We start from the raw sequence: 10,544 nt of genomic DNA, 5'->3' as shown, positions 1-10,544 counted from the left end.
CCGCTCAACGCGGCTTCGGCGCCTCGCCACTCGTCCCCATCGCCGTGCCCGACGGGCCCTCCGGCAACTCCTCCGGCTCGTCCTCGCCGTCCGTCGGCCGGTAGGTGCGGCGGCGGGAGAACCGCTCGACCAGGGCCTCCAGGTCGTCGTCAGGACTCGTCATCGGTGCCCTCCTCCTTGGCCGGCGGCCGAAGCAGCTCCAGCACCTCGATGTCGGCGGCCTTCACGTACGTGCCGGCGCTGCCGGGCACGCGGCCCACGAAGCTACCGTCCGGCCCCATCCGGTACTGGGTCTGCAGGTAGAGATCACCCGGATGCGGATAGGCCGACACCGCCGAGCGCGAGCCCAGCCAGCCGCCCACCCACAGGCCGCTCTTCAGCCGCATCCGCACGAAACACGACCCCGTGCCGTGGAACAGCGCGTCCCACGCCGTCGGCGTCGGCTCGTACCGCGCCTGCGAGCGCCGGCGCACCCACCAGCCCTCCGCCCAGGCCACCGCCGAGGGCACCACGACCACCAGCAGCAAGCCCGTCAGCCCCGCCAGCCGTGGATGCTGCCCCACCCCCGCGAACGGCGTCGGCGCCGTCGGCCCCAGCAGCTCCACCAGCCACGGCCCCGCCACCACCGCGTACACCCCGTCGAGCAGCGCCCCCGCCGCGATCGCCCGCACCAACCGGTTCTGCGGCTCGTTCTCCGCCGCCCGCACCCCGCTCAGCCGCTCCCGCACCGCCTGGTAGAACACGCCAGGAAGCACGAGGACCAGCAGGATCGTCAGCTGCTGGACTGTCCCCGGGACCATGCCGCTCCCCTCTGCCCCGACCGGTCGATCACAGCCTGGCACAACCGGACGGAATCGGGATCACGGGCGCTGCCGATTCCTGGCCCGGTTGTGTTTTCGACGCGGTCACACTCGGACCGCGTCCTCGGCTTCCCACCGCAGCAGATCGCCGGGCTGGCAGTCCAGCGCCGCGCACAACGCGTCCAGCGTGGCCAGCCGCACCGCCTTGGCCCGGCCGTTCTTGAGCACGGCGAGATTGGCCGGCGTGATGCCCACCCGCTCGGCCAGCTCGCCCACCGACATCTTCCGCCGGGCCAGCATCACGTCGATGTCGACGATGATCGGCATCAGATCACCTCGTCCAGCTCGGCCCGCAGCCGCGTGGCCTCCACGTCGCGGGCCACCGCCTGGGCCAGCAACATCCGCAACACCAACACGATCAGCGCCACCAGCAGGATGCCCAGCCCGATGCCCGCCATGATGCCCGTGACCCCCGGGTCGTCCCGCTGCCCCGGCGCGTTGATCGCCGTCACCCCGAACCACACCAGCGCCGCCGCCACGATCGCCCCGATGATCATGTCCACGTACCGGAACGCCGCGTTCGAGAACACCGTGCCCCGCCGCACCATCGTGACCAGCCGCGCCACGCAGAACAGCGCCACCTCCACCGCCAGCAGGCCCACGATCGTCATCACCCGAAACGCCGTCAGCGGCAGCGACCCGTCATCCGGCTTGGTCACCAGCGCCACCACCATCAACACCTGCACCGCCACCGTGCCCGCGAACACCACCGCCAGCGCCACCCGCAGCGCCCGCACCGCCACCGTGCCCATACCCCACCCTCCCATCGAGTTACGATGGAAACCTATCGCAACTCGATAGCCCCAGCAACCCTCCCCCCGCCCAAACAGCACCCCTGACGCTTGGAAGGGGGCTTTCCTCCACTCCAAGTGGAGGAAAGCCCCCTTCCAAGCGTCAAACTCGCCATGTTCGCCACCGGCGGTGGCAGCACCACGACGACGCCGTCTCTCCGAGACTCCGGGAGGCGGCTCAGCCCGCGACCACGGTGATCGTCGTCCACGCCCCGAGGTGCACGCGGTCGCCGGGACTCAACGGATGCGGCACGCCGGAGGTCAGCCCGGCCCGCGAGTAGTTGAGGTACGTCCCGTTGGCCGAGTTCATGTCCACAATGGACCACCCGGCCTCGCCGGCGACCAGCAGCGCGTGCAGCCGGGACACCCCGGGATCCTCGGGCGGCCCGATCAGGTCGATGTCCGGCTCGATCCCCCGGCTGCGGCTGCGCCGGCCGATGGTGATCTGCTGCCCCCGCAACGTGAACCGCCGCTCCGGGCTGAACGGCGGAAACCCGATGGAGTCGGCGTCCGGCCCGCCCTCGGCCTGCACGCTGTCGTAGTACCGGCGATCGGCCCCGACCACCACCGACCACGCCACGACCGCCGGGGCCGAAGTCGTGGCGGCCACTGGCGCCGGGGCGGCCAGCGAGTCGGCCCCGCACTGCTCGCAGAACCGCCCGTCCAGCGGCGCCCCGCACGACGGGCAGTCCCCGACGACCGGCTTCGGCGCGGCGGTAACCGTTGGCGCGCCGGCGAAAGCCAGGCCACAGACGTCGCAGAACTCGTCATCGGCCGAGTCGTGGCCGTTCGCGCAGACCGGCATCAGTCGGCCTCCTCCTCGGCGGCGGACTGGCGGCCGACCCGCTTGGTCACCTGCGACCGGCTCTCCAACGTCATGGCGTCCACCGCGCTGACCGCCCGCTTGAGCCGGATCGTGCCCCGCGCCGGATCGACCACGTCGACGACATTGGCCAGCAGCTTGGCCGTGTCCTCGTGCCCCGACGCGTGCGCGAGCGCCACCGCCCGCCCGAGCTTGGCCGTCGCCGTCTCGACGTCGCCGCCGCGCTGCGCCTGCAAACCCTCCTCGATGGCTTCGGCCAACTCGGCCTGCCCGGTGTAGTGCGCGACCTCGGGGCTGATCTTCGTGGACAGCACGGTGTCCTCGGTCCACACCGCCAGCATCTGCCCCCGCGTGCCCAGCTGGTCGCCGGCGGCCGACACCAGGCTGACCCGGCCGGCCAGCATCTTGTCGCCGACGCCGGCCGGCTCGACCTGCACGCACACGTGGTAGTCGCGGCTTTCCGCGCCCCACGAGCCGGTCGGGTAGTCCCCGGTGCGCGGCCCGGACTCGGTCCGCCGCGCGGTCAGGTCGACCAGCGTCGGCTCGACCTGCTTGACGAACTTCACCGTCGCCCCCTGCGGCGTCCACAGCCGCAGCGCCACGTCCGCCACCTTCTTGCCCATCGACGCCGCGGTCATCGCCTTGAAGTCGGCCTCAAGGCCGGCCGGCTCGGCCACGATGTCCACCGAGCCGAGCATCGTCTCGGAGATCCGCCGCAGCTCGCCGACCTCCCAGTCGGTGCCCACGCCCCGGCAGTCGCAGACGTACTGGCCGGCCACCTTTTCCAGGATCCGCGCCAGTTTCTCCGGCGGCTCGTGCTCGTTTCGGCCGTCGGTCAACAGGATCGCGTGGCGCAGCGTGCTGGACCTGCTGTCGAACACCCGCGCCGCCAGCCGCAGCCACTCCCCCATCGCCGTGCCGCCGTCGGCCCTCAGCCGGGTCAGCGACTGCTTGGCCGCCTTCCGCGACTCCGCGTCGGCCCGGGCCATGCCGCCCTCGTACGGAAAGATGATGGACGCCGTGTGCGTGCCGGCGATCACCGCGAACAACACGCCGTCCCGCAACGCGTCGATCGCCGCCGCCGTCGCCCGCTTGGCCGCCTTCAGCTTGGTCGACGGCCAGTCCATCGAGCCCGAGCAGTCGATGATGATCACCTCGGCCGCCGGCTCATCGGCCGCCACCACACCCTCGCCGGTCGCGGTGACGGTGACGATCGCGTTGACCTCGGACGCCCCCTGGGGCAGGTACTCGTTCTGGTAGACGTCCACCCGGAACTCGTTCATGCGCGCTCCTCGAACGGATAGGGCAGCACCACGACCGTGATGTTGTCGCGGCCACCGCGGCGCAGGGCGACCGCGGTCAGGTCGGCGGCGACCGCCAGCGGCTCGCCGTCGGACATCTCGTCGGCGAGATTCTCCGCTCTGGGCAGGTAGTTCCACAGCCCGTCGCTGCACACCACCAGCCGGCCCGGCGTGCCGGCCGGCAGCACGGCCAGGTTCGGCGGCCCCTGCTCGGCGTCCGCGCCGACCCAGCGGGTGAGCGCGCCGACGATCGGGTCGGCGTCGTCCCGGGTCAGCAGGCGGCTTTCGCCGCCGGCGATCCAGTACGCGCGGCTGTCCCCGATCCAGCCGACCGTGATCGCCTGCTTTGTCGCCACCGCCGAGACGAACGTGGTGGACGGCGCGCTCGTACGCGGATCGCCCAGCACCCGCACCGCCGCATACGCCTCGGCGACGGCACGATGGGTCGCGTCCTCGGCGTCCCCGCCATCGGCCAGCCGGTCGACGATCTCCGCCAGGGCAGCGTCGGCGGCGGCCTGCGAGGCCTCGGCGGCCCGCTCGGTGGAGCCGACGCCGTCGCAGACGATCGCCACCACGGCCTCGGGTTCCGTTGCGGGGCCGACGATCGCGAACGCCATCGCGTCTTCGTTGCGGGCCCGCACCGAGCCGCGATCGCTCACGCCGGCGACCAGCGTGAGGTCGTGCTCGGCACGGTCACGGCCGGCCACGGCGTCGGGCGGGGTCCGGCGCAGCCGCAGGCTCGCGCCGCACCCCTCGCAGTACCGGTCCGCCGGACCGACTTGGTCGCCGCAGTGCGGGCAGGAGGTCAGAACCATGTTCTCGGCCGAATCTGGTTGGCCCGGTCCACCCAGGCGATGCGGTCGAGGCGGGTCGAGGCCTGCCGGGCCAGCGCCAGGTAGCAGCCCTCCATCCCCCGCCTCAGGTCGTCCGTCACGAGCCGGCGTCCCAGCACCGTCCCGGTGGTCGCGCCGTCGCCGGCCCGCGACCACTCGTACGCGGCCTCCAACAGCTCCCGTTCGGCGTTCACCCGCCGCACGTCGTCCAACTCCAGTGCGCTCAACCGGTTTCCGACCAGCACCAGGTCCACTTCGGACAGTCCGTCGGACCGGCCGACGGCCAGCCGCGACCGGATCGCCGCCAGCTGCGCGACCAGGTGGTGGCTCGACGTGTCCGGCACGGACTCCAGCACGTCCACCGCCTCGGCCCGGCCCACGACCCGCGCCAACCCGAAGGCAGCGCTGATGAAACTCCGGTCGGTGCGCCAGACGAGCCGGTAGCATCGGTCCGCGACCGCGGTGTCGCCGGTCAGTTCCGCGCACGCGGCGATCGCCAGCTTCGGCGCCGACTCCCCGGGAACCAGGTCGTACACCGCCTCGAACGACGCCCGAGCCTGCCCAGGATCGTCGGCTGCCAACGCGGCCAGACCCCGGTGCCATTCGACCCGCCAATCACCGGGATCGGTCTCGATCCCATCCAGGGCCGCCCGGGCCCCGACCACGTCACCGAGCTCGATCCGGGCCCGGGCCAGCCGCAGTCCCACCTCGACGCCCTCGGCCGGGGCGGCGACCAGCTGGGCGATCAACGCCTCCGGGTCGGTCACGGAAATGCCGGCCAGGAACACGGTTCCCGGATCGTCGGCGTCCACTTTGGACACGGGGAGCGCGGCGGCGACCTCCGCCGCCGACAGCGTCCCGGACACCCCGAAACTCCGCCGCTCCGGCGTGAACTCGGCCGACGGCCCCGGTCGGGGCTCGCCGTCCTCGGCCGCCGCGACCTCACGGAAAACGCCTTCCAACTGTTCCCGCATCTGCGCGGCCGAGGCGAACCGCAGCGCCGGATCACGATGCGTGGCCCGCAACAGCAGCCGGTGGAACGACTCGTGCTCGGCCAGCAACGGCACCGAATCCGCGCTCGGCAACGTGGTCGGGAAGTCGTTGTGGAAGTCGAAGGGGAAGGTCATCACCGCCAGCGACCGGCCGACGGTGTAGAGGTCGGAGGCCGGCGACGGCAGCTCCTTGCCGATCTCCGGCGCCTGGTAGCCGACCGTGCCGTAGATCGGGCTCACCTGGTCGTCCACCCGCCGCACCGCGCCGAGGTCGATCAGCTTGAGCCGGTCGCCGCCGTGAATGGCGTTGTCCGGCTTGAAATCGCAGTAGACCAGGCCGCTCTCGTGCAGATGTCCCAGCGCCGGCAGCACCTTCAGCGTGTAGGCGATCGCCTGGGTCAGCGGCAGGCACGCGCTCGGGTCGCCCTCCTGCCGGCGCTGCTTGATCAGGTCCTTGATCGAGGTGCCGCCGACGTACTCCATCACGATGTAGCCGGTGCCGCGGTGCTCGACGAAGTTGAAGATCCGCACGATCGCCGGGTGCTCGACCTGGGCCAGGAACCGGGTTTCCGCCACCGCCGCGGCCATCGCGTCCGCGTCCCCGGAGTCCAGCAGGCCCTTGAGCACCACCCAGCGGTCGGCGACGGCGTGGTCCAGCGCCAGGTAGATCCAGCCCAGTCCGCCGTGGGCCAGGCAGCCCAGCACCTCGTACTGGCCCTGGACGACCTCGCCCTCGGCCAGCTTGGGGACGAAGGAGAACTGGTGGCCGCACTGGGGACAGAAGCCTTCGGTCCGCCCCGGCCGGTCCTCCCGGCCCCGCCCGACCTTGGCCCCGCAGCTGCTACAGAACCGTTTGCTCTCCGGCACGCTCGGATCGGCCAGCACGGCTTCGCGGGGATCGCGGCGCGGCAGGCTCGCGATCTCGACGATGCCCTCGCCGAGCAGGTCACGCCCGCGCGACCGCGTGGATCCGTGCGTGGACCGGGATGCCGAGGTGCCGCTGGTCGGCGTGCTCCAGGACGTCAGCGCTCCCGTCGACGTCGACCGCGTCGACAGCGGCGGCGTCACGGCCGGCGCCGACACCGCGACGGCGAGGCCACACGTGTCGCAGAAGCCCTCTTCGTCGATCTCGCCGCCGCACCCGGGGCGCGCACACCTTGTCATCGTGGTCATCGTCCCTCCTGGCGGGCCTGGAGCGCCTCCTGGTACCGCTTGACCGCCCGGGTCGACGCGGCCAGCTCGCACGGGATCGTGTACAGCAGGACGCGAGCTTCCCGATACACCGCAAGCAGATCGAGGTCCTCCGCGTACCCGAGGCGACTCGCCTTGGCGTGGTAGGCGTCCAGTCGCCCGCGCAGTTCGAGCCGGCGGTCCAGTAGACCCGTGGCCGAGGCCAGCCGGTCCCGAGCGTCGGCCAAGGCGGCGTTCGCGTCCTCCCGGAGACCCTCCAGCGCGGCCGCGAGTTCCTTGAGCCGACCGGACATTGCCGGCAACTCCGCCAATCTGGCCCGCAGCCGCGGCACGGGATCGGTGAACGCCGCCAGCCCCGGTGCGGCGATCTTCTCCAGCACGGTCACGTGCGCGTCCCGGATCCGCTGCCCCACATCGGAGATCTCGTCGATCAGCCCGTCCAACCGGTCGAGCTGCTCGGCCAGCGAGTCCCGGGCCTCGGCCAGCGCCGCCAGCTCGGTCCGGACGGCGGTGATCCGATCCGTGAGCTGCTGCGGCACGCCCGGCGCGGCCAACGGATCGGCGGCCGTGCGGCGACGGATCTCCGCGAGCTCGTCGGCGACCCGGTCCAGCTCGGGCTCCTCGACCGCCAGCGAGCCCGCAAGTGTCCGCGCCGCACGGAGTTCTCCGTCCAGCGGGTCGAGCCGATCGACCGCCTCGCTCCAGGCCGCTTCCACGGCGTCGAGGAGGTCGGTCACCATCGTGCAGGTGGCGCCCATCGGCGTCGACAGGCCCGTGAGCCGGGTGACCAACGTGGTCAGCTCACTCAGATCACCGTCGCCGAGCCGAGCCCGCCGGCCCCGAACCTGCCTCGCCTGGTCGAGAAGCGTTCGGTACGTGGAGAAATCGTCCCACAGCGAGTTCAGCGCGATACTGGCCACGCCCCACCGCTGTTCGGTCACGCCGGTCAGCGCGCCCGACAGCAGGTGATACCCCGGGCGGGCATCCATGGCCAGCACCGCTTGCGCGATCTGGTCGCCGTCCGCGCCGAGCCGGTCCAACGCGCGGTCCGCCTCGTCGACGGTGAGCATGGGCATCAGTCCCGGTACTGCGGGGTCGGCGGCGCGGGCGCGGCGCCGGGCAGCAGGCCGCCCAGCCACCGCTGGTACGACGCCGTCCACGCGCCGCTCGCCTCGGTGTTCTGGAGCACCCCGTTCACGAAGCGGACGAAATCCTGGTTCGCCAACGGCATCGCCATCCCGTACGGCTCGTCGGCCAGCGGCGCGCCGACGATCTTCGTGTACTGGTCCTGGGCCGTCATGCCGGCCAGGATCACGTCGTCGGTGGAGATCGCGTCCACCTGCCCCTGCTGGAGCATGACCAGGCAGTCGGTCCAGTCCGACACCGACACGGGCACCGGCTTGGCCGGCAGCGCCGCGACCGCGGCCAGCGACGTGGACCCCTTGGTGGCGCACACCTTCTTGCCGCCGAGCGCGTCCGGCCCGTCGATCGGGGAGTTCTGCTTGACCAGGATCCGCTGCTTGGCGTCGTAGTAGACGGCCGAGAACGCCACCTGCTTGAGCCGGTCGCAGGTGATGGTCATCGTGCGCACCACGATGTCCACGTCCCCGTTCTGCAACGCCGGAATGCGCTGGTCCGACGTGAGCGCCTTGAGCTGGATCGCGTTCGGGTCGCCGAACAGGGCCTGGGCCACCGCCCGCGCCATGTCGATGTCGAAGCCCTGGATCTGCCCGGTGGCCGGGTCGCGGAAGCCCATGTGGAACGTGTTCTGGTCCACCCCGACGACCAGCTTGCCGCGCTGGACGATCTTGGCCATGGTCGAGCCGGCCGGCATCTGCCCCGGCGGCGGGTTGGTCGACGGGCGCAGGCTGGCCAACGGATCGGCGCACTGCTGGGTGGCCGCCGCCGTGGGCGCCGCCGCCACGCTCGCGTTGCCCGGGCTCGGCACCTGCGCCGCCACGTTCGGAATCACCGTGGTGGCCACCGATGCGCAGCCGGACAACGCGAACACGGTGGCTAATGCTGCTAATGCGCGCTTTCTCATCGGTAGTCCCTGAGTCGTCGCCAGATCCCGGCCCCCGCGCCGGCCGCCGTCAGCACCGCCAGCACCCCGACCACCGCGACCAAGCCGTTGAGCGCGGCGCCGGCGCTGGTCACCTTCGCCGTGAACGCCGCCCGGGTCTGGTCGATGGCGTCGCGCAGGTCGCGGTCGAGCTTGTCGAACGCCGTCGCCGCACTGTCCGGCGCGGTGCCGATCGCCACCGTCACCGCCGTGCCGAAGTCGCCGGAATCGTCGGCCTTGCGCAGAGTTCCGTGCGCCGTGCTCCATGCCGCGTGATCGGCCTTGGCCGCGTCGATCTTCGCCCGGACACCGCCGTCGGTGGCCTGGTTGCCGGCTGTGGTCAGCAGGTCGCCCAACTGCTTGTCCACCTGGACGAAATCCGCCTGGTACGCCTGGCCGGCGCCCCGGGCGACCAGCGTCAGCGTCTCGTCCGACCGGGCGGCCAGAGTCGCGATCCTGGCCGCGGCCAACGTCTCCACCTGCGCCGAGCCGTCACGCTGGCTCGCGCCGATGTCGCCCATCACCGCGATGCCGGAGACCATGACCCACAGCAGCGACACCAGAGTTGCAGCCGTCGCGCCCAACAGGCCCACGTTGAACACGCGATTTGTCCTACGGCACACCACAACCTGCGCCGCAATCAGCAGACCGAGGACAAGCAGGCCCAGCAGCAGCTCCAGGATCGGGAACGCCCCGGCCCCGCCCTGGTCGGCCGTGACCTGGGCCGTCTCCGAGCGGTAGAGGCCCTGCGCCATCGGCAGCAGCCGGCTGCGCATGAGCGTGGACGCCTCGCGCTGGTAGGCGGCCCCGAGCGGCAGGCCCTGCTGGTTGTCCGCCCGCGCCGTCTCGACCAGGCCCGTGTAGACCGGAAGCTGTTCGGAAAGCGTCGCCAGCGCGCTGCCCGACGCCGTGATGTCGGCCGGATCACGGGCCGCCACGGCGATCGCGAGCGTGCCCGATGCCTGCGCGATGTCCGCTTCGTAGCGCTGCCGGGTGGCGGCCGGCTCGAGTCCGCCGGACAGGAACGCGCCCGTCGCGGTCGCGTCCGCGTCCGATAACGACTGGTAGATCTGCTCCGCCGCCACGCTCAACGGCCCGCTGCGGGCGGCCAGGTCCTGCGTCGCCTGTACGCGAGTCTGGACGCCAAGGCCGGTCAGCGCGCCGGCCACCAGCGCCACCACGATCAGGACCAGCGCGAATCCGCTGAGCACCCCGGGCGTAGTCCCGCCCAGCCGGACGAGCCCCCGCACCTGTCTGTCGGCCTCAACCGCCGTCATGCAGCCACCCCCTGCGCCGATCATCGCCGCACCGGCGGGGGCCGTTAGCCCGCCTCCGCCTCGTGGCCTGTGTCCAGACTGCCACGAGTTCGGGGCGGGGCGTGTGTCAAACGACCTTGACCTCGTCGGCGTGCCCCGAACAGCTCACCAGCGCCGACTCCCCACAGAAGGATCCGGGGGGCCGACTCCCCACAGGAGCATCGGGGGCGCGGGGGCGAAGCCCCCGGTCGGGGGGTGTGGGGGGTCGCCCCCCCACAACAAACACGAGCAAACGCCCCCTGTCTGCGTTTTCCGCAGACAGGGGGCGTCCAAAGTTTGCTCGGCGGCGTCCTACTCTCCCACACCCTCACGAGTGCAGTACCATCGGCGCTGGAGGGCTTAGCTTCCGGGTTCGGAATGGGACCGGGCGTTTCC

11 protein-coding genes and 1 rRNA gene are annotated in these 10,544 nt (G+C 71.9%); all 12 read right to left on the bottom strand.

What is annotated here, in order from left to right; translation table 11 throughout:
* Window positions 1-4: 4 nt before the first annotated feature.
* The gene (locus ACIG5F_RS19470; protein ID WP_396519214.1) at window positions 5-163 is read right to left on the bottom strand and encodes a hypothetical protein; all 159 of its coding nucleotides are present in this window, start codon (window positions 161-163) and stop codon (window positions 5-7) included.
* Window positions 150-800, bottom strand: coding sequence for a DUF6338 family protein (locus ACIG5F_RS19465; RefSeq protein ID WP_396519212.1), 651 nt, complete (start codon window positions 798-800; stop codon window positions 150-152). Before ACIG5F_RS19465 ends, ACIG5F_RS19470 begins: the two co-directional genes overlap by 14 nt.
* Before the next feature lie 105 nt (window positions 801-905).
* Window positions 906-1,127 carry a helix-turn-helix domain-containing protein gene (locus tag ACIG5F_RS19460; protein ID WP_396519210.1) on the bottom strand — a complete coding sequence of 74 codons (222 nt, stop codon included), beginning with the start codon at window positions 1,125-1,127 and terminating at the stop codon, window positions 906-908.
* Window positions 1,127-1,627, bottom strand: coding sequence for a DUF2975 domain-containing protein (locus tag ACIG5F_RS19455; RefSeq protein WP_396519208.1), 501 nt, complete (start codon window positions 1,625-1,627; stop codon window positions 1,127-1,129). Before ACIG5F_RS19455 ends, ACIG5F_RS19460 begins: the two co-directional genes overlap by 1 nt.
* 202 nt (window positions 1,628-1,829) lie before the next feature.
* Window positions 1,830-2,456, bottom strand: a complete 627-nt coding sequence (locus ACIG5F_RS19450; RefSeq protein WP_396519206.1) for an FHA domain-containing protein — start codon at window positions 2,454-2,456, stop codon at window positions 1,830-1,832.
* The gene (locus ACIG5F_RS19445; RefSeq protein ID WP_396519204.1) at window positions 2,456-3,757 is read right to left on the bottom strand and encodes a VWA domain-containing protein; all 1,302 of its coding nucleotides are present in this window, start codon (window positions 3,755-3,757) and stop codon (window positions 2,456-2,458) included. The genes ACIG5F_RS19450 and ACIG5F_RS19445 overlap by 1 nt, the downstream gene beginning before the upstream one ends.
* Window positions 3,754-4,590: a protein phosphatase 2C domain-containing protein gene (locus tag ACIG5F_RS19440; RefSeq protein WP_396519202.1), complete on the bottom strand. Its 837-nt coding sequence runs from the start codon at window positions 4,588-4,590 to the stop codon at window positions 3,754-3,756. The genes ACIG5F_RS19445 and ACIG5F_RS19440 overlap by 4 nt, the downstream gene beginning before the upstream one ends.
* Complete coding sequence (locus tag ACIG5F_RS19435) at window positions 4,581-6,764, bottom strand: tetratricopeptide repeat protein (RefSeq protein WP_396519200.1); 2,184 nt, start codon at window positions 6,762-6,764, stop codon at window positions 4,581-4,583. Before ACIG5F_RS19435 ends, ACIG5F_RS19440 begins: the two co-directional genes overlap by 10 nt.
* Window positions 6,765-6,769: 5 nt before the next feature.
* Window positions 6,770-7,861 carry a hypothetical protein gene (locus tag ACIG5F_RS19430; RefSeq protein ID WP_396519198.1) on the bottom strand — a complete coding sequence of 364 codons (1,092 nt, stop codon included), beginning with the start codon at window positions 7,859-7,861 and terminating at the stop codon, window positions 6,770-6,772.
* 5 nt (window positions 7,862-7,866) lie between these two features.
* The gene (locus ACIG5F_RS19425) at window positions 7,867-8,802 is read right to left on the bottom strand and encodes a glutamate ABC transporter substrate-binding protein (protein WP_396519196.1); all 936 of its coding nucleotides are present in this window, start codon (window positions 8,800-8,802) and stop codon (window positions 7,867-7,869) included.
* 29 nt (window positions 8,803-8,831) lie between these two features.
* Window positions 8,832-10,130, bottom strand: a complete 1,299-nt coding sequence (locus ACIG5F_RS19420; protein ID WP_396519194.1) for a hypothetical protein — start codon at window positions 10,128-10,130, stop codon at window positions 8,832-8,834.
* Between the two features lie 317 nt (window positions 10,131-10,447).
* Window positions 10,448-10,544 (bottom strand): 5S ribosomal RNA (gene rrf, locus ACIG5F_RS19415); the annotation flags it as partial.

Source organism: Kutzneria sp. NPDC052558 (assembly GCF_044547355.1).
GTDB lineage: Bacteria > Actinomycetota > Actinomycetes > Mycobacteriales > Pseudonocardiaceae > Kutzneria.
Note: the sequence above shows the minus strand (reverse complement) of the source record. Positions and strands in the feature narration are given on the sequence as shown.

What these genes read in the sequence shown, in the direction of transcription:
- ACIG5F_RS19470 (WP_396519214.1), bottom strand. Translation starts at nt 163, where the DNA reads ATGACGAGTCCTGACGACGACCTGGAGGCCCTGGTCGAGCGGTTCTCC.
- ACIG5F_RS19465 (WP_396519212.1), bottom strand. Translation starts at nt 800, where the DNA reads ATGGTCCCGGGGACAGTCCAGCAGCTGACGATCCTGCTGGTCCTCGTG.
- ACIG5F_RS19460 (WP_396519210.1), bottom strand. Translation starts at nt 1,127, where the DNA reads ATGCCGATCATCGTCGACATCGACGTGATGCTGGCCCGGCGGAAGATG.
- ACIG5F_RS19455 (WP_396519208.1), bottom strand. Translation starts at nt 1,627, where the DNA reads ATGGGAGGGTGGGGTATGGGCACGGTGGCGGTGCGGGCGCTGCGGGTG.
- ACIG5F_RS19450 (WP_396519206.1), bottom strand. Translation starts at nt 2,456, where the DNA reads ATGCCGGTCTGCGCGAACGGCCACGACTCGGCCGATGACGAGTTCTGC.
- ACIG5F_RS19445 (WP_396519204.1), bottom strand. Translation starts at nt 3,757, where the DNA reads ATGAACGAGTTCCGGGTGGACGTCTACCAGAACGAGTACCTGCCCCAG.
- ACIG5F_RS19440 (WP_396519202.1), bottom strand. Translation starts at nt 4,590, where the DNA reads ATGGTTCTGACCTCCTGCCCGCACTGCGGCGACCAAGTCGGTCCGGCG.
- ACIG5F_RS19435 (WP_396519200.1), bottom strand. Translation starts at nt 6,764, where the DNA reads ATGACAAGGTGTGCGCGCCCCGGGTGCGGCGGCGAGATCGACGAAGAG.
- ACIG5F_RS19430 (WP_396519198.1), bottom strand. Translation starts at nt 7,861, where the DNA reads ATGCTCACCGTCGACGAGGCGGACCGCGCGTTGGACCGGCTCGGCGCG.
- ACIG5F_RS19420 (WP_396519194.1), bottom strand. Translation starts at nt 10,130, where the DNA reads ATGACGGCGGTTGAGGCCGACAGACAGGTGCGGGGGCTCGTCCGGCTG.